At 62.4% G+C, this 20,165-nt stretch carries 20 protein-coding genes; 17 read left to right on the forward strand and 3 right to left on the reverse strand.

All coding sequences use genetic code 11. From position 1 onward, the window contains the following. Positions 1–57: 57 nt before the first annotated feature. The 3 genes from ACYG97_RS04455 to ACYG97_RS04465 all read left to right on the forward strand — a co-directional run bounded on the left by ACYG97_RS04455 (position 58) and on the right by ACYG97_RS04465 (position 1,918). On the forward strand, positions 58–516 hold the full coding sequence (locus ACYG97_RS04455) for a hypothetical protein (RefSeq protein ID WP_156937245.1): 459 nt from the start codon (positions 58–60) through the stop codon (positions 514–516). Positions 517–614: 98 nt separating this feature from the next. Continuing rightward, positions 615–818 (forward strand): hypothetical protein, encoded by a 204-nt coding sequence (locus ACYG97_RS04460; RefSeq protein ID WP_023734739.1) that lies wholly within the window; start codon positions 615–617, stop codon positions 816–818. 110 nt (positions 819–928) lie between these two features. Then, entirely contained in the window at positions 929–1,918 is a 990-nt protein-coding gene (locus tag ACYG97_RS04465) for an IS1595 family transposase (protein WP_023734740.1), read from the forward strand. Positions 1,919–1,969: 51 nt separating this feature from the next. Here the strand turns inward: ACYG97_RS04465 and ACYG97_RS04470 are convergent, their stop codons facing one another. Continuing rightward, positions 1,970–2,113 carry a hypothetical protein gene (locus ACYG97_RS04470; RefSeq protein WP_023734741.1) on the reverse strand — a complete coding sequence of 48 codons (144 nt, stop codon included), beginning with the start codon at positions 2,111–2,113 and terminating at the stop codon, positions 1,970–1,972. Between ACYG97_RS04470 and ACYG97_RS04475 the strand changes: the two genes are divergently transcribed. From ACYG97_RS04475 to ACYG97_RS04490, 4 genes are all read left to right on the forward strand, one after another. Further along, positions 2,112–2,987, forward strand: a complete 876-nt coding sequence (locus ACYG97_RS04475; RefSeq protein WP_023734742.1) for a hypothetical protein — start codon at positions 2,112–2,114, stop codon at positions 2,985–2,987. The genes ACYG97_RS04470 and ACYG97_RS04475 overlap by 2 nt on opposite strands. A gap of 399 nt (positions 2,988–3,386) precedes the next feature. Further along, a complete protein-coding gene (locus tag ACYG97_RS04480; protein ID WP_023734743.1) occupies positions 3,387–3,914 on the forward strand; it encodes a hypothetical protein in 528 nt (175 codons plus the stop codon). After that, entirely contained in the window at positions 3,856–4,050 is a 195-nt protein-coding gene (locus ACYG97_RS04485; protein ID WP_155924219.1) for a hypothetical protein, read from the forward strand. Before ACYG97_RS04480 ends, ACYG97_RS04485 begins: the two co-directional genes overlap by 59 nt. Before the next feature lie 311 nt (positions 4,051–4,361). Further along, positions 4,362–5,549 carry an acyltransferase family protein gene (locus ACYG97_RS04490; protein ID WP_031262525.1) on the forward strand — a complete coding sequence of 396 codons (1,188 nt, stop codon included), beginning with the start codon at positions 4,362–4,364 and terminating at the stop codon, positions 5,547–5,549. A 216-nt stretch (positions 5,550–5,765) separates the two neighbouring features. Here the strand turns inward: ACYG97_RS04490 and ACYG97_RS04495 are convergent, their stop codons facing one another. Then, positions 5,766–6,848, reverse strand: a complete 1,083-nt coding sequence (locus ACYG97_RS04495) for a transposase (protein ID WP_460221557.1) — start codon at positions 6,846–6,848, stop codon at positions 5,766–5,768. A gap of 245 nt (positions 6,849–7,093) precedes the next feature. Here ACYG97_RS04495 and ACYG97_RS04500 point away from each other — a divergent pair, with 245 nt between their 5' ends. The 5 genes from ACYG97_RS04500 (at position 7,094) to ACYG97_RS04520 (ending at position 13,255) form a co-directional block, all read left to right on the forward strand. Next, a complete protein-coding gene (locus ACYG97_RS04500) occupies positions 7,094–8,902 on the forward strand; it encodes a portal protein (RefSeq protein ID WP_023734782.1) in 1,809 nt (602 codons plus the stop codon). Next, the gene (locus tag ACYG97_RS04505; protein ID WP_023734783.1) at positions 8,899–9,219 is read left to right on the forward strand and encodes a Bbp19 family protein; all 321 of its coding nucleotides are present in this window, start codon (positions 8,899–8,901) and stop codon (positions 9,217–9,219) included. Before ACYG97_RS04500 ends, ACYG97_RS04505 begins: the two co-directional genes overlap by 4 nt. Before the next feature lie 329 nt (positions 9,220–9,548). Beyond that, entirely contained in the window at positions 9,549–12,155 is a 2,607-nt protein-coding gene (locus tag ACYG97_RS04510) for a hypothetical protein (RefSeq protein ID WP_023734784.1), read from the forward strand. After that, positions 12,118–12,732 (forward strand): T6SS immunity protein Tdi1 domain-containing protein, encoded by a 615-nt coding sequence (locus ACYG97_RS04515; RefSeq protein WP_460221558.1) that lies wholly within the window; start codon positions 12,118–12,120, stop codon positions 12,730–12,732. Before ACYG97_RS04510 ends, ACYG97_RS04515 begins: the two co-directional genes overlap by 38 nt. 52 nt (positions 12,733–12,784) lie before the next feature. Continuing rightward, positions 12,785–13,255, forward strand: coding sequence for a hypothetical protein (locus ACYG97_RS04520; RefSeq protein ID WP_023734787.1), 471 nt, complete (start codon positions 12,785–12,787; stop codon positions 13,253–13,255). A 121-nt stretch (positions 13,256–13,376) separates the two neighbouring features. On the opposite strand, the gene ACYG97_RS04525 is transcribed toward ACYG97_RS04520, so the two are convergent. Continuing rightward, on the reverse strand, positions 13,377–13,694 hold the full coding sequence (locus ACYG97_RS04525) for a YMGG-like glycine zipper-containing protein (RefSeq protein ID WP_023695029.1): 318 nt from the start codon (positions 13,692–13,694) through the stop codon (positions 13,377–13,379). 260 nt (positions 13,695–13,954) lie between these two features. Between ACYG97_RS04525 and ACYG97_RS04530 the strand changes: the two genes are divergently transcribed. From ACYG97_RS04530 to ACYG97_RS04550, 5 genes are all read left to right on the forward strand, one after another. Beyond that, entirely contained in the window at positions 13,955–14,527 is a 573-nt protein-coding gene (locus ACYG97_RS04530; RefSeq protein ID WP_023734789.1) for a hypothetical protein, read from the forward strand. A gap of 270 nt (positions 14,528–14,797) precedes the next feature. Continuing rightward, positions 14,798–15,709: a hypothetical protein gene (locus tag ACYG97_RS04535; protein WP_023734790.1), complete on the forward strand. Its 912-nt coding sequence runs from the start codon at positions 14,798–14,800 to the stop codon at positions 15,707–15,709. A gap of 45 nt (positions 15,710–15,754) precedes the next feature. After that, entirely contained in the window at positions 15,755–16,744 is a 990-nt protein-coding gene (locus ACYG97_RS04540; protein ID WP_023734791.1) for a hypothetical protein, read from the forward strand. Between the two features lie 189 nt (positions 16,745–16,933). After that, the gene (locus ACYG97_RS04545) at positions 16,934–17,536 is read left to right on the forward strand and encodes a phage connector family protein (protein WP_023734792.1); all 603 of its coding nucleotides are present in this window, start codon (positions 16,934–16,936) and stop codon (positions 17,534–17,536) included. Beyond that, the gene (locus ACYG97_RS04550) at positions 17,533–20,013 is read left to right on the forward strand and encodes a phage tail protein (protein ID WP_023734793.1); all 2,481 of its coding nucleotides are present in this window, start codon (positions 17,533–17,535) and stop codon (positions 20,011–20,013) included. The genes ACYG97_RS04545 and ACYG97_RS04550 overlap by 4 nt, the downstream gene beginning before the upstream one ends. Positions 20,014–20,165 lie beyond the last annotated feature (152 nt).

Raw genomic sequence — 20,165 nt, forward strand, 5'->3', positions numbered from 1 at the left:
TAGCGCCATCTTGGTTGTAGCAAGTGCTGACATCGCTGGGAAGGATATGGGATAGGATTGAAAAAAGCGCGCACTATGGGTAATCCAGAGGTGGCAGCAAACTTTGTCATAGATGAGTGCCCGACGCCGGACCTGGTTATTGGCCCGCTTGATGAGGGAGAGCGGTTTGAAATGCATCGGAACCGGCTGCGGGGACGGCGAGTGAGGGAGCAATCTGGGAGTTTGTGGAAGGCACGTTCAGTCCTGCTCGCGAGCCTTTCCCTTGGCCTTGTCTACGCCGTGCCCGCGTCGGCAATCACCCTTTCAAAGAAAGAATGGAAGGCATTCTCCTGCGTTCTAAGCAAGGCACGCGATCAGGGTAACCCGGACGTCGCTGCCGGCTACGCTATCGACGAGTGTCCCACGGAGGGCCTGAGTGATGCGCAGAAGGAGCGGATCAGGGATTTGGTCACCCGCCGGCTGATGAAAGAATATGGCTTGACGTGCATCGGAACCGGCTGCGGGGGAGGCGAGTGAGGCGAGAGCCTCTGTACTGTTCACCGTGGCTCGCCAATCATCGGTTTTTGCGGAATGACCTTACGATGCGTTCGGCATCAGCAAACTGAGGCATCATCATGGAAGCGGAAACCAGCATTCTCGCATACATTATTTCCTACCTGCCATTGCTGGTTTATCTGGTGGCGCAGCTCTGGGTGAGCATCTGGCTCACATTCAAACTCATCCGCGTTCAGCAGCAGATGGTGCGCGCGCAGGAAGGCATCCTAGCCAAGTTGAGCGAGATCGACAGCCGGATGGCGGCGAAACCGAACAAGGACTGAGCATTCACCAGGGCGATGCCTCCTGTCGACGGGCAGTAGGATTTTATTCCTAATTATATACTTGACAAAAGTAGCCCTTTGGACGATAACAAATCCAAGGAGTTACCCAAATGACCGACCTTCAGAACCCAATCTTTCACGACGAGGACAAGGCCCGCGAGGCTCTTGAAGCCATCCGTTGGCCGCACGGTCCGTATTGCCCCCATTGCGGCAATGCCAATCCTGAAAAGATTGCGCTGATCGAAGGCAAGAAGCAGTCGCACCGTCCCGGCCTGCGCTACTGTAACGAGTGCAAAGGCCAGTTCACCGTGACTGTCGGCACCGTGTTCGAGCGCTCCAAGATCAAGCTGTCCAAGTGGTGGCTAGCTACGCATCTGCTTGGCGCATCCAAGAAGGGCATGTCCGCGCATCAGCTGCACCGTATGCTTGGCGTCACCTACAAGACCGCTTGGTTTATGGCTCACCGCATTCGTGAAGCCATGAAGGAAGACGTTAAGTCTGCCGGTCCGCTTGGCGGCGAAGGCAAGACCGTTGAAGCCGACGAGACCTATATCGGCAAGCGTGAGACGCCACGCGTTTCAGAACAGCGCAAGGGCCGCCCCTTCACCAAGAAGGGCAAGGGCGGCGGCGCACAGAAGCGCATTGTGGTTGGTCTGGTCGAGCGCGGCGGCAAAGCTCGCATGTTCCACTTGAACGACGCCACGGCCTCTACCGTCCGCGATGTGCTGGTCCGCAACGTGTCTCGCGACACAACGCTCTATACCGACTCGTCGCGCCTCTACACGCGCACTGGCGAGGAATATGCATCGCACAAGACGACCAATCACGCCGCTGGCGAATACGTGCGCTACGAAGGCGAAGAGACGATCCACTCCAATACCATCGAAGGCGTGTTCTCAGTCTTCAAGCGCGGCATGGTCGGCGTCTATCAGCATTGCGGCGAAGCCCACTTGCACCGCTACCTTGCCGAATTCGATTTCCGCTACAATCGCCGCACCAAACTTGGCTTCACTGACAAGATGCGCGTTGACGAAATTATGGAAGGCATCGAAGGCAAGCGGCTGACCTATCGAAGTGCTAACCAAGCCAATCACGCCTAAGCAAAAGGCGCGAGCGTTCTTTCGATGGCGTAAGAAACGCCAGAAGCCCGGCTAGTCGTCGGGCTTCTCTTTCTTTTCCTGACTCTTGTCCTGCTTGTCGCTATCGTGCGGTTTCGGCGGCGACTTTACCAAGCGCTCCATGATTCGCTTGGCTTCCGACAGATCGTTTTGAGCATCGTGTTCGGGCTTTTGCATGAAACTAAAACCGTTAGCTAGCGCCTATTCACAGATCGAACGGGCCGAAACCCATATCCACGATCTCAACCAAAGGATCGAATCGTTCTTCGAAGGAAACCCGTACAAAATCTCCTCCCACGTTGACCCGAAGAGAGACGAGGAAATCTGGCAGATCCAGGTCAACCAACCGATCCCCTCCGAAATCTATAGCATCATCGAGGATGCCGTTCACAATATTCGAACACCGCTCGACAAGATGCTTTCGGCCTATATCTCCCAAGGTGGCCGATCCCCCAAGGGCGTTTGGTTCCCGGTGGCGGATACCTTGCGGGCTCTTAAGGAACCGAAAGGCCATCCGCAAAGAGGAATAAAAAAGCTTTCCGTCGACATGCGGCGCTTCTTGATGGCGACCAAGCCATACAAACGAGGGAACCCGCTGTTGTGGGCTATCCACGAGATCGACATTGGTCACAAACATTGGGACCGGCTCGTCGACGTCCGACCGCACCCCAAATTTAAGGTGAAGCGGATCGAAATCCTTTACGGTTTCGGTCTGGTGCTGGGTTCGGTCAAAGGACAACATCTCCTCCAGCCCCGTAGACCTACGGCGCTCCAATTGCTCCGGCAGGCCGGACAACCCATGGGCCTCTACGAAATGCCTGGCAACGAAGTGATCGAATTCTCCATAGCGCCCAAGTTCACCAAAGAAGGCTATGAATTCTTGACCACTACGCCGGGCGCGAAACCCAAGGTACGCTTCTATCCGTCCTTCGACATAACGTTTGGCCAAGTCCCTGGATTTGAGAGTGAGCCTGTCGTTAGCACGCTCTACCAGATGCGTGATCTGGTTAAGGGCATCCTGTTGGCGTTTGAAGAGCGCTTCTTCAGTTAGTGCCGGCCTGTCCGACATAGGAAATATTCCTAACTGTGACTTTTGTCACGTATATAATTAGGATTTTATTCTTAAATCCGTTGACGGGTGAGGGCAGCAATGGTATACTTCTATCCATGGTGCTGATTTGCGCCAGTGACCCGCCATCAGGCGGGTTTTTGTTTGCGCGATAGCCGGTGCGGATGCCGCGACGATTGCGAGAGAATGCGGCGCCTCAGAATTCTGCACCGCTGCACCGCTCGCAGGTCACGGCATGGATCCCTTGGGCTGCGGAGCAGCTCCAGGGGTCTGCGCCGCGTCGCTTCGCTCCTTGCTTCGCCATAGGATGACGAAGGATGGGGGACGTCTCGCTTCCTTCACTGACGATGGCTTCGCTTCTCGACTGACGAAGGTCCATCCATGACCCTCCGCATCATCCCCGCCACGCTGCGCGATCTCTCCTACATCGCCGCCAATCTGCGTGCCGAGGACCGGGCCGAGATCGACTGCCAGCTTGACCATTGGTCGCCGGCCCTGCTGGCGGTCACCGCGCTGCAGGGCTTTGCCTATGTTGCCGAGCTAGACGGCAATCCGGAGGCCGGCTTCGGCGCTGCCGAACAGCGCGGCGGGCTGTGGATCGCCTGGAGCTGGGGCACGCGCCGCATGAAGCGCTGCGTGCCTGGCATCACCGGCCACTTCCATGCGGTGCTTGGGCCGAAGGTTGCGGCGCGGGGCGCCTGGCGGGTCGAGGCGCGGGCGCTCGCCGCCAATCATCTCGCGCTGCGCTGGCTCGGCCGGCTCGGCGCCACGCAACGCTGCCTGCTGCCGGGCTATGGCCGCAACGGCGAAGATTTTTTCCTCCACGACTGGACAAGAGAAGGCTGGAACCATGTGTCTCTTTCAAAAGCCGCCGGCGCTGAAGCCGCTGCCACCGACCCCGACCATTGAAGACAAGGACGTGCAGGCGCGCGAGGCAGCCTTGCGGGCTGAACTCGAACAGCGCCAGGGCACGGCGGCGACGGTGAAAACCGACCTCGCGCCCGGCGACCTCACCGGCCAGCGCCGCGTTTTGCTGGGGGTATGACCATGACCGCGATGAAACGCAGTTTCAGCAAGCGCGTGCTGGCGTGGTGGTACTGGCGACGGCATGCCAGGCTGGTGAAGCGGAGGTGACGCATCTTACCCTCCCCGTTGTGGGGAGGGTCGTAGGCTGAGCCGCACGGTACGTGCGGTTCAGCCTGCGGGGTGGGGTCTGCGCTGCACCCCCACCCCGTCTCCCTCGCTTTGTTTTGCAAAGCGAACTCGCCGACCCTCCCCACAAGGGGGAGGGCGTAGCAATTCGTCATCTCTCAGCGGCTTGACAATCGCTCCTCAGGCGCCATGCTGCAGTGCAACATGGCTAGCTACGAAACCAGCATCATCAAGTCGTCGCGCATCGAATGCCTGGACGGGCTTCGCGCGCTTGCGGCGATCTGGGTGCTGGTCGGGCACTGCATGCTTTTGACCGGCTGGCAAATTCCGATCGTCGGCGAGCCGGATCTCGGCGTCGACCTGTTCATCATGCTGTCCGGCTTCCTGATGGTGTTCCACTATCAGCTGCGCCAGGAAAAGGAGCCTTGGCAAAGACCGGAAACCTGGCTGAAATTCTGGACGCGCCGCTATTTCAGGATCGCGCCGCTGTTCTATGTCATGCTTTTCCTGGCGCTGGCGCTTGGCCCCTATCTCTACGATTGCAGGATCATCATCGACGATTTCCTCTCCAGATCGCACCAGGCGCCGGAACGCTACCTCGACGGCAGCCTGAAAAACATCGTCGCTCATCTCACGTTCCTGTTTGGGCTGGTGCCGAACCTCGCCTATCGCACGCCGCTGCCTGACTGGAGCCTGGGGCTGGAGATGCAGTTCTATGCCGTGTTCCCGGCCGTCATGCTGCTGGTGCGCAGGCTGGACTGGATGAGGAGCGCCCTTGTGGTCGCGGCGGCCGGCTGCGTCATCGTGTTTGCGATGCGGCTGTTGTCGATCCATTTTCCGATGCCGTCCTTTCTGCCGCTCAAGATACAGATATTCCTGTGCGGGATGCTGCTGGCCGGAGTCGTGCATCAGAGCCAGCCGCGATCTATCCTGTACTTGGCACTGGCGCTGCTGCTGGCGGCGCTGCCCTTTGGCGGCGACCAGGGGCTGGGCAAGCTTCTGGTGCGTGAAGCGCTGGTGGCGGGCTTCTTTGCGCTGGTTCTCTACCGCATGCTGCCTGGAAGGGCGGGAACGCTGGCGCGAGCGATCGCCGTGACGCTCAGCAACCGGTTCTTCCACCTGATGGGCGAGCTTTCCTTCAGCATCTACCTGATCCATCTGCTGGTGCTGCAGCCCGTCGCGGCGTTCGTCATCAGTGAGTTCGGCCACCAATTGTCGGCGCCGCTGCGCTTCGCCATCGTCGTTGCCGTTGTGCTGCCGACGGTGACGTTGCTGTCCTGGATCACCTATACTTTGATCGAGGTCCCCGGCCAGAAGGCGGGCCGCTTCGTCGTCCAGCGCTTTGGCCGGAAAACTGCGCCGGTGCTCGAGGGCATCAAGCGCAGCGCGTAGTCGGCTGACGCTGCCGATCTCCCCCCTCGAGGCATAGGCGCTAAGATAGCTTTGGCATGGACTGAAATTTGCGCTTTCGTGGTGGTTCGCGCCAGCGATATCGCAAGGCATGGAGATTTTGGCGCAGGGCCGCCAAGGAAGGTTGAGTAAAGATGGTCGCGATCAGAGAGGCGACGATCTGGCGGGTTGCGCGCCACAGCAGCGGGCGCCCGTCGCTCAAGGGGGAGAGACACCCAACTCCTGCGAGAGGGGTTCGGTCACAAGCGCGATGAGGAAGTGTGCAAGGATCCAAGGCCTTGCGATCCTTGGGTCTTTGGCGGGAGGAGAGCGCAGCCCGATCAGGCTCTTCAGGCGCTTGAAGGCGAGCTCGATGCGCCAGCGCATGCGGTAGAGCTTGAGGACCGTATCGGCGGGAAACTCCTCCCGGTCAAGCGAGGTCACAAGCAGGACGAAGCCGGCCGCAATCAGCGTCTGCGGTTGAACCTTGTTGCCCTTGGCCCTGGCTTCCTTGTTGATTTTGCGCCGCGCTTCTTGTGCCGCGGCCTCGGATTTGCGCAAGGCGATCAGGCGCATCTTCACAGGCTCGCCCTTCTTGAGTGCCAGCCGGGCAGGCGTTTCGCAGACTTCCTCCCGGCAGCTCTCCAGGTAGCCGATGAGATCGAACGCCCTGCCGTTGGCGTCGAGCCATCGCGCGTTTTTCCACGACGCGCGCACAACAACATCGCCGCCTTGCGCCATCACCTTGGCGATCCGCTCGGCCTGCAGATAGGCGCGGTCACCGATGCGGATCTCGCCCGCCACCACCGGCACGCGGTCGATCAGCTCGGCCTCGCTCTGGTCGGTGATCTCGATGAAGTCGAACTGCTCGCGCTCAAGCTCGAAGGCGCAGTGCATGCGCCAAAGACCATTGTTCTTCTTCTCATACGCACCGGCCTTGGCAACCGCTGTCGCATCGAGGATGCGAACCAGTCGGCCTTTGGCCAAACCTGCATCCTCGCGCTTCAAAAGGTGCCCAATCAACTGCTGCAGCCATGGTCCTGCATTGCGCAGCCGGCCAAGCAACGCCACGTCCGAAATGTCGGCAATCCCGCTCGCCGCCGCCCAGGCCACGACGCCCCGCATGCCAACCTTGCCAAGGCAGTAAGCCAGTGTCAGGCGCAACAGGTCGCTCGCCGACCTGACGCCGCGCGGGCGCAGGAACGCCTTTGTCTCGCGGGCGCTTCCTGCGATCAACTCTTCGCCGCCCAGAAGCTCAATCGTCTCGGCCCAGCCGTCATCAACAAGCGATTCGTGTGTCATCGCAGTGTAGAATCACACCCGATTCCGCAGGGCAATACCTATCTTAGCGCCTATGCCCTCGAGGGGGAGATGTCGCCGAAGGCGACAGAGGGGGTCGGTGCGACCGGACGCGACCTCCCGCCACCGACAGATGACGCTAGCGCTCCACGCGCGGCGACCCCCTCTGGCCTGCCGGCCATCTCCCCCCTCAAGTGGGGAGAAGCGCCGCTTCGCCGTCCATTCACATCCTACCCAGCGAGCCCCTCATGACCGATTCCCGTGCCCGCGATATCCTGTCCCGCCAATCCGAGCTCGAGACCGAGCGCTCTCAGTACGAGGCGGTGTGGGAGCAGGTGGCGGAATTTTGCGATCCCGATGCGCCCGATGTCTGGAGCGGGCGCAGGAGCGGCGGACCGGATTCGCAGGCCGAGCGGCAGGAGCGGCGCGGTGCCCGCGTCTATGCCAACACCATCAACTCGGCCGCCAATCGCCTCGCCGCCGGGCTCGAAAGCCTGATCATCCCGCAGTCGGAAAAATGGCACGGGCTGACCACCGCAGAAATGAACGACGAGGAGACCGACGAGGAGAAGGAATGGGCGGAAGGCTTGCGCGATTTCCTGTTTGCGCTGCGCTATTCCGCCAACTCCAACTTCGTGCCGGCGACGCAGGCCTGCCTGCGCAATGTCGTGCGTTATGGTCCTGCCTATCTCTATGCCGAGGAAGGCTTTGGCGGCACGCTGATCCGCTATGCCTCGATCCCCGTGGTCGAAGGCTATCTCGCCCGCAACCGCTGGGGCCAGGTCGACATTTTCCACCGCCGCTATGAGCGCACGGCAAGACAGGCGGCGCAGCTGATGGGTTATGAAAAACTGCCGGCGCGGATCAAGATGCTGGTCGACGACCCCGCCAAATGCGAGACGAGGATTTCGCTGATCCAGTGCATCCAGCCGCGCGACGAGCGCAAGATGTATCGGCTGTCGGGCGACTATCAGTATCTCGACACCGCCTTCGCCTCCTATCACGTCATCGAGGACGAGGAGGAGATCGTCAGGGAAAGCGGTTTTCGTTCCTTCCCGGTGTCGACCTTCAACTGGCGCCGCTACGAGGGCGACCCCTATGGCATTTCGCCGACCATAGAGGCGCTGACGACGGTGCGCGAGGAAAACGCCGTGCGCCGCTCCGGCTTGCGCGCGCTGCAGCAGATCACCGATCCGGCGACCGCGTCCAAGGCCAGGCTCGACTATGTCCCGGTGCTCAATCCCGGCGAGAATTATCCGGGCCTGATCGACGACAATGGACGGCCGCTGATCCAGCCGATCGCGACCGGACAGAACCCGACCTACGCCTTCAACTATGCCGCGAGCCGGGCGGAGGAAATCCGCGACATGATGTTCGTCAACTTGTTCCAGACGCTGGTGCAGAACCCGCAGATGACGGCGACCGAAGCGCTGATACGGCAGGAGGAGAAGGGCGCGCTGCTCGGCCCCTCCGGCTCGATCATCCAGGCCGGCTTTGCCAGCAATCTCGACCGCGAGCTCGGCATTCTGGAAGACAAGGGCCTTTATGACGAGGACAGCCGCTTCGCGCCGCCGGATAGCCTCGCCGGCAAGGCGGTGCGGCCGACCTTCACCGGCCCGCTCGATGTGCTCAGGCGCTCGGCCGAAGCGCGCGACACCATCCAGGTGGTGACGACGGCCATGCAGATGGCGCAGTTCGATCCCGGCATCATGGACAATATCGACGGCGACGAAGCGCTGAAGATCGTGCAAAGCGCCGGCCGCAGCCCGCAGCGCATCTTTCGCCGCAAGGACGAGGTCGATGGCATGCGCAGCGCAAGGGCCCAGGCCCAACAGGCGCAGGCCGGCATGGCGGCGATCGCCTCCGCCGGCAAGGTCGCCAAGGATGCCGTGCCGGCAGCCGTCCAGGCGCGCGACAGCGGCCTGCTCGACGGGCTGCAAGGGCTGCTCGGCGGGCAGGGGCCAACTGGTGAAGCCGGCGGGCAGGCGACGGCCGTTCCGGCCGCGCAGGCGACGGCCGGAACGGCCGGAACGGCCGCGCCGGAGCAGCGCGCATGAGCGGCAAACGCTTCGCTCGTTCGGGACAAGTCGGCGGTCCCGCCAAGGCGCGCGACGCGCTGGCCAAGGCCTATCTCCGGGTGTTTTCCGGCGAAGACGGCGAAATGGTGCTCGCAGATCTCGCCGCAACCGTTGGCTACTACCGCCGCCCGTCCTATGGCGAATGGATGGCCAGGACCAGGACGCCCACCGGCTTCGAACTGCACAGCGCGCTCAGCAATGCGCGGGCCGAAGTGGTGCAGCACATTATGGGGTTTCTGACGCTGGACGAGGCGCAACTCACGGCGCTGGAGAAGGCGGCGCGGGCTGAGGGGTAGCGGACGTAGAAGCTGCGTCCCTCGCCCCGTTTACGGGGAGAGGATGCCGGCAGGCAGGTGAGGGGCGGCTCCAGCATCTCAGAGGTTCGCGCTGCCCCTCATCCGCCCTTCGGGCACCTTCTCCCCGTGAACGGGGAGAAGGACTAATCGCGGTCGCTGGCCGCGCTCCCGGCGAGGTTCATTGACCTGCTTAGGCAGCGCGCTGCCCCAGGGTTCCTGCAAAAGCCAATCCGACAAACCCCGCAAACGCCGGCGACCGAACGCGTGCGCCATGGCCCTGCCGTGACCGCCAGCGCAGCGCGCCTTTGCTCCAAGCCAGGGAACAGCCAATGGTCCACATCATCCCACCCTCCGTGGCTAAACGGCGGCGCGATGCCGATCCCTCGCCGGTGAGCGGAGCGGCGCAGCAGCTCGACAGCTACTGGCAGGAGATTGCCGAGCATTACGAGCGGCGCATGGCGCAGCAGCGGGCCTTCGACACCGAGATCGCGGCCCGCAGGCTGAACGGCGAGATTGCCCAGGCCGAGGCCGATGCGGTAGCCAGCGCGCCGTCCGACGGCGCCGGCCTGCACGAAGGCATGTATGGCCAGGTTGACCCACACACGGGGCGTGTGTTGCAGACGGGTCGGTTCGACACCCTGTTCAAGGGTTTCTTGAAGCAGGTGCCGCCCGAGCTGCACTCCGGCTTGGTTGCGCGCAAGGAGACGCTGCGCGAGGCGGGGTCGCTGCGGGTGGCGACGCAGCAACTCCAGCGCCGCAGGCAATATGAACAGGACCAGGTGTCGGAGGTACATACCGCCGAACTCAACAAAATCGCGCAGGGCGACCCTGACGACACCGTCGCCTTCGATGCCGCCCGCCAGACCGGTCTTAGTCTCCTCGCCAAGATGGATCTCGACCCGCAGATAAGGCTGCAGGCCGAAGCCGCCTGGCGCGCCAGTACCGCGAAAGCTCGAATGCAAGCGCTGATCGCGCAGGACCCGCGCCGCGCCGCCGAGATGCTGAGCGCAATGCCGGTTGCAAGCGACGGCATGGGCGAGACAGTGCGCTCACAACTCGCTGCCGCCCATGTATTTGGCGAGACCGCTTCGCCGAACAGCAAGGCCGCCCTCGACGCCATCACCTACCTGAAGCCCAGCGATCTTGCGGCACTGAAGGGGCAGGCTAACACCGCGACCGCAGCCCAGATAGTTGGTGCAAATGCGAGGGTCATGCTTGCCGAGCAGAACGCGCCGGCCGTCATTGCCGCCACAGGTAAGTATCCAGAGTGGGAAGAGCCGACGGCGCAGGACTTCTTCAACGTTTACGGGGCCGACGAGGGCTCAAACCGTTTCGAGCAGTTCCGGATTACCGCCGGCATCGCCAAAGCATATTCCGACATGCATGCGGCGTCGAACCACGCCATCCACGCAGAGCTTCGCGATTTCGAACCTGGACCCGACGGCTCGCCGGAAGCGCGTGAGCGCTACGAGATCAAGGCCGGCGCCGTCCAGTTGATCATGGCCGCCCGCGACGCCGATCCCGTCGCCTATGTCAGCAAAGTGTTTCGCGGCGACGCGCCGGACTGGAGCAAAGTCTCAACGCCCGAGAAATTTCAGGTAGCCATCACCTGGGCCAGGGCCGCTGAACAGCAACTGGGTTTCACCAAAGCCCTGGCCGTTCCGGAGGAAATCGCGGACGGCCTGGGCAGAATGTACGTCGATGAAAGCGCGCCGTTGCAGCAGCGCATCATCGAACTGAGCGAGAAGCTCAAGGCGGTGCGCGACCCCGAGGCGCGCTTCGTTTTAGCCGGACAGGTTTTCAAGTCCGCCTTGGCTCGTTTGAGCCAAAACGCGGCGAACAACCCAAAAATCACACCGGCGGAGTTGGAAGCCCAGGGAAAAGCTCTTGAGGCCGATTTGATCGAGATGGCCCAGCATCCCGCTCGGGTGCGGTTCAACGCCGGCTCGTGGTGGCAAAAGCCATTTGCGGCCGCGAACGATCAGGTAAGAATTATTGCCAACAGCGCGACATTCGAGCAGGCCGACAGGTTCGCCGCCGGGATGAATTCGCTCTTTTCCGACAAAAGCTACAACGAACTGCTGGCAGCTGAACAAGCGGAAACCGAGGACGCCGAGGATCGCGCCGGGTCGGCTGGCGTTGCCGCGAAACTACTCGGCGCCTTCGCCACCGGCCACGGCTTTCAAAGCGCCGGCCTTACCTTCACCGGAAAACTCGGGGCTGGGGCTCTGGAGGGACTGCCGGGCCTGTTAGCCCGAAGTGCTGGCACTGCTGCCGACGGTGCAGTCTTCGGTGGCGTCGATGCCGCACTGAACGGCCGGGACATCGCGCGCGAGATGGGCGCTGGAGCCCTTTTCGGTGCAGGTGGCAACGCTCTCGCCGAGGGGCTCGGTGCGATTGGCCAGCGGGTGGTGGCAAAGCTCACAGGAGGCCAGCCCGAGGTTCAGCCTGTTGTGGCTTTGGAAGCTCCGAATCCCCCAGTTCCCGAAGGCATGCCCGCGCCTTCGGTGGCCGAGAACGGAGGTAGCAAAGGCGGCGTCGATGAAGCGTCTGTTGGCCACGACCTGCATCTAAACTATATGCCGGAGTGGGACGACGCGCAGCGGGCTGCGGCAGATCTCAAGGTCAAGATATTGACTGAAGCGAACACCGTCGTTAGCCGTTCTGTGCGTTTATTTGGGTCGGCTCGCAGGAGGTTTGTAGCCGCAGGTAACAAGGTCATCGCTGGTAGCCATGTCGACCACAGAGTTGATTTGCAACTTGGCGGCTCAGACACGATAGGCAACATGGCCCTACTGGACGCCAGTGTTAACACTAGTCTCGGTTCCCAGATAAATCACCTGATTAAGAATCTGCCTCGTGGAACCAGAATTAATAAAGTAACGATAGGAGACCGCGGTGTTCGAGACATTCCAAAAAAACTTTCCGGTGGATAGCAAGATGCCGGGGGATGCAGGTAACTTCTCCCTTGATGCGAAGGTGCCCGGGCTAAACGAATTGCTCGCGAGTTTCGGTGGCGCGACCTTCCGTCATGGCTTGTATCGGATAGTTCGGGCGCAGGATGTCGCACGATGGAACGCAAGGGTGCTGCTGGGCTTTCCTGAGTTTACAGGGCGGATAACCTGCTTTGGCTATGATTGGCAGGGCTCGGCCTTTGCAGTTGATACCGGCAGGCTTGAGCAGGGCGAGCCAGGCGTTCTGATGTTCGAGCCGCATACGGCGGAAGCATTGCAGATACCGTCCAATATTCGGACTTTCCATGACGTCGAACTCATGGAGGACGACGGTGCCGCATTGGTTCCTGACGGCTACGCAGCATGGCGTGAGAGCGGTGGCGCCCAACCGAGTTACCAACAATGCGTGGGTTATAAGAAACCGCTGTTTCTCGGAGGTGAGGACACAATCGAGAACTTCGAATTGTCGGACTTGGATGTCTATTGGCACATCATGGGCCAAATCATCGCCAAGGTGAAAGGATTGCCACCTGGCACACCAGTGCGCATGTCACCTTGAGCTGAGGGAGGCAACTGCGTGACCGTTTAGTCGACCCACCAACAAGATCGTAGTGGAAAACAGTGCACAACCAGACTTAAGCAGCGTTATCCGTCTGCCTCCGGCCGACATCAGCACCGCCGATGACGATCTTGATGCCGCCCGGATCGAGGCACGGCAGTATCTGGAATTCTACACCTGGGTCTTATCCATCAAAGGCGAATATTTCGGATATGGCGCCGAAGGAATAATCTATATTTTCCTGTTCGAGATAGAGCCGCGACCGGATGTGAACCGATGGATCTGGGTGATCGTTGGCGACGTACCGCCGACATATATCCCTGCAGACGACGCCAGGACGCCTTTCGAGGCTCTTGATGGCTATATCGGTGCCCTTGAGGACTGGGTTGAGGCAGCGCGACAAGGAAAGTCGGTGGCGAAATTGATACCGGTCAATGTAGACGCAAATCCCGCTAACGCCGAAATGCTGGCTGGCCGCCTCAAATTTCTCGACGAAAAAATCTTGCCGGAGCTTAAACGGTAATTCGGACGATTGAGGACGCCGGTAGGCAGGTGAGGCGCCGGCCTCTCAGAGGATCGCGCTGCCCCTCATCCGCCCTTCGGGCACCTTCTCCCCGTGAACGGGGAGAAGGGGGAGCCGGTCCTCAATAATCGCCGTTGTAGTACCGGTCGTCGCAGGGCGCGGTGTAGATCCGGCCGTAGCGATCCTGATAGCGGCAGAGCTGTTCGCCGCGGCGCTGCGGCGTGGTGGCCTGGCCGATGACGGCGCCGAGCAAGGCGCCGCCGGCGGCGCCGATCACGGTGCTCTTGGTGTTGCCGCCCAGCGCCTGGCCGGCAAGTGCGCCGACACCGCCGCCGATGAGCGCGCCGTTGGTTGCCCTCTGCTGCTGTTCGGTCTGCGTCGCGCAGCCTGCCAGAGCGGCAGTCATGAGCACGGCGGCAATGGCTTGTCTGATGATCATCTTGGAACTCCTTTGAAGCCCCAAACGCGGATTGGAGCGAATGGTTGCCAGTTGCTGGCGCATTGCGGCCAAACGGCGGCACGCCCGCTCACGAAATGCGACATGGTTTCTCAGGCCTTGAAGATGATGGTGGCCAAAGCGGAAACGCCTTGCGCGAACAGGGCGATAGCGCCTCGGTTTGAATCGATACGCCAGCGTTGATCCGACGCTTTCTGAATAACGTCCTTTCCGGAAAATTCCCCCCAAGAATGGAGATACCAATGACCCGAGGTCTTCCCCGGACGCTGTCGCGCGCCGCCGCTCGCGAGGCTGGACTTGCCCCGCCCAAATTCGGCCTCAAGGCCGTCACCACGGGGCAGGGCGGCTCGTACCGCACCGTCTTCACCCTCGCCGGCATGCAGGTGCCGGTGGCTGACGCGCTGGCCTATGCCAGCCAGAAACTGTTCGACTTCGCCGACGGCAAGGTGCGCATCAAGGGCGGCACGGCCAGGCTGCAGTTCGCCGTGCCGACGCCGCGTGCGTCGACCGTCAACGACAATGCGGCGCTGACCTGGTCGTTGGGTTCGAGCGCGGCTTCGAGTGCGACCTTGGTAGGCACCATGGTGAATGTGCTGGCCTCCACCGCCCGCACGCTGGACGGTGTGGGCACCGCGCTCTCAACCGCCTCGATTGCCGATGTCGCTGCCGCCGCGACGCTGGACGGCACGGTGACGCCGGTGGATCTCTATCTGAACCTGGCGTTTGCCACGGGCACCGATATCGATGCCGATGGGACGGTGGCCGTGACGGGAACGATCACACTGCTGTGGGAGAACTGGGGCGACAACGCGTAGGCGCTAATCTCCCCCCTTGAGGGGGAGATGTCGCCGAAGGCGACAGAGGGGGGCGGTGCGACCGGGCGCGACCTCGTTCTGCGACGGAGGATGTCGGCGCTTCACGCGCGGCGACCCCCCTCTGGCCTGCCGGCCATCTCCCCCTCGAGGGGGGAGGTCAGCAGTTCGCCAGCGCCTCATTTCTTCCAACACCCCTCAACCGTCTCGGCGCTGCGCGCCGATCCACCTTCTCCCACAAGGGGAGAAGGGAGAAGAAAAGGAAAACATCTCATGACAGATCTGGCAGATTCCGGGTCCGTGGCGGCGCGTGCGCAGCCGGCGGGCAACCCAGTACGGCCACCGGCAGGCGCGGAGAACGGGTCCGCCGCGCCTCCGGTCAAAAGTTGGTTTGACGGTCTTTCCGAAGGCAACCGCAAGCTCGCTGAAGCCAAGGGCTGGACCAAGGCCGAAAACCTCGATCGGGTTTTCACATCCTATGCGGAGCTGGAGCGGCAGCAGGGTGAGAGCCTGCGCGTTCCCGCACCGGACGCATCCCCGGAAGACTGGCAGAAATTTCATGCCCGGCTGCCCGAGACCATGCGTCCGCTGACATCGCCCGACAAGGTCGAGTACAGGCGGCCCGACGGTCTGCCGGAAAACTTCGCCTATTCGGACGAGCTTGCCCAGGCGTCCAAGGCCTGGGCGGTCGAGGCCGGCGCCACGCCGAAGGTGGCGCAAGCCTATCACGACCGCTTCGTCGGCTACATGGCCGAGCAGGCCGCGCGCCAGGACATCGCGCTTGCCCGCTCGGTCGAAGCCACGCACGACGATCTCGTGCGCGACTGGGGACCGACCGACAGCGATGGCTTTCGCCAGAAACTTGAGGTCGCCAACCGGGCGATGAAGAAGCTCGGCCTGGTCGACGCCTACAAGTCCAAGGGCATCCTTTTGCCGGACGGCGCATTGACCGATCCACAGATCGCCAAGGCGTTTCATGCCGTCGGTGAGGCGATGTTCCGGGAAGACACGATCGACGGCGGCGCGGCCGTGAGCGGTGGCAATCCGTTCAAGCGCAACGCCACCGGTGAACGCAACATTTCGGCGATTTCAGCCCTTGTCAAAAGCGACCCCGCCCGCGCCCGGCGGCTCGCGCGGGAAGCGGGCGAAAACCCGGATCTATGGATGCCGAACAACCCGCTCTGATCCCGAGCTACCCGCCGCCACATCAAACCTCAAAGGAAGTGAAAAATGGCAGACGCCTATACCCGTATCGCAGACGCGATCGTTCCATCCGTTTATGCCCAGTACTCGTTCGAGGAGCACGTCCAGTCGCTGGAAATCTTCCAGGCCGGCATCCTCTTCAACGACCCGGCCATCACCGCCAAGCTCTCGATGGGCGGCCGCTCCGTCGACATGCCCGGCTGGAAGGATCTCGGCAACGATCCGTCCGAACCGGTCAATGACGATCCGGCCGATTCCATCGAGATGAAGAAGATCGGCGCCCGCCGCGAGGTCGCCGCCCGCAATGTCCGCGCCCAGGCCTGGGGCGTGCCGGACCTGACCTCGATCCTGGCCGGCGACGATCCGCAAAAGCTGATCGTCAAGCGCCAGACCGAGTACTGGCAGCGCGCCAACAAGCTGACCCTGCTCGGCATCCTGAAAGGGGTCGTCGCCGACAACATCGCCAATGACGGCAGCGACCTGGTGCGCGTCACCGGCGCCTCCATCGTCGACACCGACATCATCGAGGCCGCCTATCTGATGGGCGACCGCGCGGACAAGTTCAAGACGATCTGGATGCACTCCAAGCAGATGAAGGCGCTGAAGCTCGCCGACCTCATCGACTATGTGCCGTCCTCGGAGCAGGGCGGGCCGCTCATCCCCTACTATATGGGGCTGCGCTGCGTGGTCGATGACGACATTCCGGTGGCGGCCGGCGTCTACACCGCCTTCATGTTCAAGGACAAGGCGATCCTGTGGAACGAGCTGCCGGTCAACACCGAGGGCGGGCCGCTCGAGTTCGACCGCAAGCCGCGCCAGGGCCATGGTGGCGGCGTCACCGAAATGGTCGGACGAAGGCACTTCGTGCCGCACGTGCCCGGCACCCGCTTCCTCGATGCGTCGTCGGCGGGCGAATTCGCCACCGATGCCGAACTCGCGCTGGCGGCAAACTGGGACCGCACCGCGTCGAGCGTCAAGGCAATGACGTTCATCGCGCTGAAGACGACCGAGGCCTAAGCCCACGAGAGCGCCCCTCTCCCCGTTCTACGGGGAGAGGATGCCGGCAGGCAGGCGAGGGGCGGCGTCAACGTCTCAAGGCTTGAAGCCAACGCTGGCGCTGCCCCTCATTGCCCTGCCGGGCATTTCTCCCCGTGAACGGGGAGAAAGACGCAGCTTCACCCACCCATCACCACGAGGCGCTGATCCATGGCCATCACCCCGCTCGACATCGCCAATATGGCGCTCGCCGTCCTCGACGAGGCGCCGATCGACAGTCTCGACCAGGACGTCAAGGCGGCGCGTCTCTTGAACCTGCATTTCGACCTGACGCGGGAGGCGGAACTCACCAGGCACGCCTGGGTGTTCGCTATCCTCGCCGCCAGCGTCGCCGGCGCCGATACCGGCAGCGGCGACGGCACCTTGAACTTCGCCTATGAACTGCCCGCCGACTGCCTGCGGCCGCTGCCGCTGACCGCAAATGGCGAACCCGGCGGCGTACCGATCTCCTGGCGCCAGGAAGCAGGGCTGATTTACTGCGACCGGTCCGGTCCATTGATCATCCGCTACATCGCCAATCTCACCGACCCCAACGACTGGGATGCGCTGTTCACCGAAGTGCTGGTGGCAGCCCTTGCCATCAAGATCGCGCATCCCTTGACCCACAAGGCCGGCATGATCGACATCGCCCGCTCGGCCTATGACCGCGCGCTCGACGCGGCCTTTGCCGCAAACGCCATCCAGCGCGGCGGCCGGCTTTACACCGCCTCCTGGGCGCAGCAGCGCGGCGACTTCAGGGTGTCTGCCCGATGACCGCGCTCTACCCCATCCAGGATGTCTTCACCCGCGGCGAGATATCGCCCAGGCTGCACGCGCGCGCCTCGCTCGATCTCTATCGTGCGGCGCTGGCGAAATGCGAGAACTTCGTCACTTTGCCGCATGGCGGTATCCGCGCCCGCGGCGGCAGCTATTTCGTCAACGAGGTGAAGAATTCGGCCAGGAAGACGCGCGCCATCCCCTTCATCTTCTCCTCCGAGCAGGCCTACTGCCTGGAGTTCGGCGACCTCTACATCAGGGTCTATGCCTATGGCGCCCGCGTCGGCACCGTCGAGGTGGCCTCGCCCTATCTGGAAGCCGATCTGTTCGACCTCGCCTATGTCCAGTCGGCCGACCAGATGTGGATCACCCACAAAAACTATCCGCCCAAAGTGCTGACACGCACCGCGCACACGGCATGGACGCTGGCAGGCTACGAGTTCCTCGACGGCCCTTACGATCCAATCAACACGACCGGCACCACGATGACGCCGGCCAGTTATGGCTCGTACGTGCCGAAGATGACAGGCTTGACGGCACCGGCCGGAACGGTTTTGGCCAGCAACGGTTCCGCGTCGGCGTGGGCGATTTTCGACAAGGACAGCAGAACAGGTGCGGAGATCGGTGCCGGCACCAATGGTTGGGTCCAATATCGGCAGGCGAGCGGAGCGAAGAAGGTTTGCAACGCCTACTGGGTGCAAGCCATGAACAGCGCGTCGGAAGCAGAAAACATGCCGACCCAATGGGAAATCCAGGGCTCGAACGACGGATCGACATGGACAACCATCGACTCGCGGATTGGGCAGATAGGGTGGGGTAACTCGGAGCGTCGGTTCTTCGAATTCTTCAACAAGGCCGCCTTTGAATATCTGCGCATGGACATGGACGGTGGCGGCGGGTCTGACAGTACGAGAACCGACTTTGCCGAATGGGCGCCGAACGAGGACGGCGACTTGATGACGCCGTTCAATCTGACGGCGTCATCGGTCATCGGCATCAACGATGATACCGGGTTCCAGACATCGGACATTGGCCGCGCCATCCGGCTGCTCGGTTCGGATGGGCGGTGGCGCTGGGCCAAGATTGCAGCGCGCACGAGCGCGACAGTCGTTACCGTTCGTCTGTATGGCCATGCCTTGCCGGATCTCAGTCCGATCAGTCGCTGGCGGCTTGGCACCTTCGTGCCCGGAAAATATGTCGAGGCGGGCTCGCTCTACGAGGAGCGGTTGGCCTTCAGTCGAAAATTCTCGGTCTATGCATCGGCGACCGGTGACTTCGACAATTTCGCGCTCGGCGAGGAAGATGACGACGCGCTGGAATTCGTCCAGGCCGGCGGCGGCCAGGCCAATGACATCGTCTGGATCGCCGATTCCGATGGTGCGCTGCTGATCGGAACCTCGGGCGGCATCCGCGCGCTGTCCGGCTCCGGCATCGACGAGGCGCTCACCCCGTCTTCGTTCAAGAACCGCCGTTCGCGCACCTTCGGCTGCGCCCGCATCCGCCCGGTCGATGCGGGGCAGTCCTTCCTCTATGTCACCCGCTCGCGCAAATCGATTGCCGAGCTGACGCAGAGTTCTACAGCCAAATTCACCTCCGATGACATCGGCCAGATCTCGGAACATATCCCCAAGCAAGGCGTGGTCGAACTCGCCTTCCAGACCGACCCCGACCCGATGCTGTGGTTCCCGCTCGAAAATGGCGAACTTGGCGGCTACACCCACCAGCCGAGCCAGGAGGTGCGCGGCATGCACCGCCATCGCTTCGGCGGCAGCTTCGCTGGATCCGCCCCCGGTCAACCCACTTGGGCGGTCGTTGAAAGCGCCGTGGTGACGCCTGGCCAGAACGGCGTCGACGACATCTGGCTGATCGTCAAGCGCACCATTGGCGGGGTGACCAGGCGCTACATCGAAATCATGACCACGCCATTCGAATACGGCATGCTGGAGGATGCCTTTCAGGTCGATTGCGGACTGACCTATTCGGGTGCACCCGTCAACGTCGTCTCCGGGCTCGGCCATCTCAACGGCCAGCTGGTCGACGTGCTGGCCGGAGGCAAGGTCTATCGCGGCCTGCCGGTTGCCTCCGGCCAGGTGACGCTGCCCGCCGGCGCCACAGCTGGGAAGTGGCAGGTCGGGCTGCCCTTCCAGTCCGAGGCCAACACGCTGGAACTCGACGTCGGCGGCCAGGACGGTTCCGTCATCGGCCGCCGCAAGAAGGTGGCGAAAGTCATCCTGTCGCTGCTCGAGACCGACACCACCGGGCTGCAGGTGCAGTCCTTCCTCCGCGGCCGCTGGGAGAGCGTGCGCATGCCGAGCATCGTCGCACCCGACGACAATGCGAAACTCTACACCGGCAATGTCGATGTACCGGTCGACGACAGCTGGGAAGGGCAGGGCAGGGTCCGCATCCGCCACGTCAACCCGACGCCCTGCACGATCCGGGCGTTTACGCCGGTATTCGACGCCGAGCCGTAGAAAATTTGATGCGGCAATAGTCAACGCCGAGTTCCCGCCCACCCCCTCTGGCCTGCCGGCCATCTCCCCCGCAAGGGGGGAGATCAACGGCATCTTTGCCTTCGCTAATCGCTGACGTAGCAAGACTGGCGAGCCTGCTCGAGCTGCCAATC

It is taken from the genome of Mesorhizobium sp. W067, from assembly GCF_054719525.1.

Coding starts and splice junctions, on each gene's coding strand:
- ACYG97_RS04460 (WP_023734739.1), top strand. CDS start 615: ATGGAAGCGGAAACCAGCATTCTCGCATACATTATTTCCTACCTGCCA.
- ACYG97_RS04465 (WP_023734740.1), top strand. CDS start 929: ATGACCGACCTTCAGAACCCAATCTTTCACGACGAGGACAAGGCCCGC.
- ACYG97_RS04475 (WP_023734742.1), top strand. CDS start 2,112: ATGAAACTAAAACCGTTAGCTAGCGCCTATTCACAGATCGAACGGGCC.
- ACYG97_RS04470 (WP_023734741.1), bottom strand. CDS start 2,113: ATGCAAAAGCCCGAACACGATGCTCAAAACGATCTGTCGGAAGCCAAG.
- ACYG97_RS04480 (WP_023734743.1), top strand. CDS start 3,387: ATGACCCTCCGCATCATCCCCGCCACGCTGCGCGATCTCTCCTACATC.
- ACYG97_RS04485 (WP_155924219.1), top strand. CDS start 3,856: ATGTGTCTCTTTCAAAAGCCGCCGGCGCTGAAGCCGCTGCCACCGACC.
- ACYG97_RS04490 (WP_031262525.1), top strand. CDS start 4,362: ATGGCTAGCTACGAAACCAGCATCATCAAGTCGTCGCGCATCGAATGC.
- ACYG97_RS04495 (WP_460221557.1), bottom strand. CDS start 6,848: ATGACACACGAATCGCTTGTTGATGACGGCTGGGCCGAGACGATTGAG.
- ACYG97_RS04500 (WP_023734782.1), top strand. CDS start 7,094: ATGACCGATTCCCGTGCCCGCGATATCCTGTCCCGCCAATCCGAGCTC.
- ACYG97_RS04505 (WP_023734783.1), top strand. CDS start 8,899: ATGAGCGGCAAACGCTTCGCTCGTTCGGGACAAGTCGGCGGTCCCGCC.
- ACYG97_RS04510 (WP_023734784.1), top strand. CDS start 9,549: ATGGTCCACATCATCCCACCCTCCGTGGCTAAACGGCGGCGCGATGCC.
- ACYG97_RS04525 (WP_023695029.1), bottom strand. CDS start 13,694: ATGATCATCAGACAAGCCATTGCCGCCGTGCTCATGACTGCCGCTCTG.
- ACYG97_RS04530 (WP_023734789.1), top strand. CDS start 13,955: ATGACCCGAGGTCTTCCCCGGACGCTGTCGCGCGCCGCCGCTCGCGAG.
- ACYG97_RS04535 (WP_023734790.1), top strand. CDS start 14,798: ATGACAGATCTGGCAGATTCCGGGTCCGTGGCGGCGCGTGCGCAGCCG.
- ACYG97_RS04540 (WP_023734791.1), top strand. CDS start 15,755: ATGGCAGACGCCTATACCCGTATCGCAGACGCGATCGTTCCATCCGTT.
- ACYG97_RS04545 (WP_023734792.1), top strand. CDS start 16,934: ATGGCCATCACCCCGCTCGACATCGCCAATATGGCGCTCGCCGTCCTC.
- ACYG97_RS04550 (WP_023734793.1), top strand. CDS start 17,533: ATGACCGCGCTCTACCCCATCCAGGATGTCTTCACCCGCGGCGAGATA.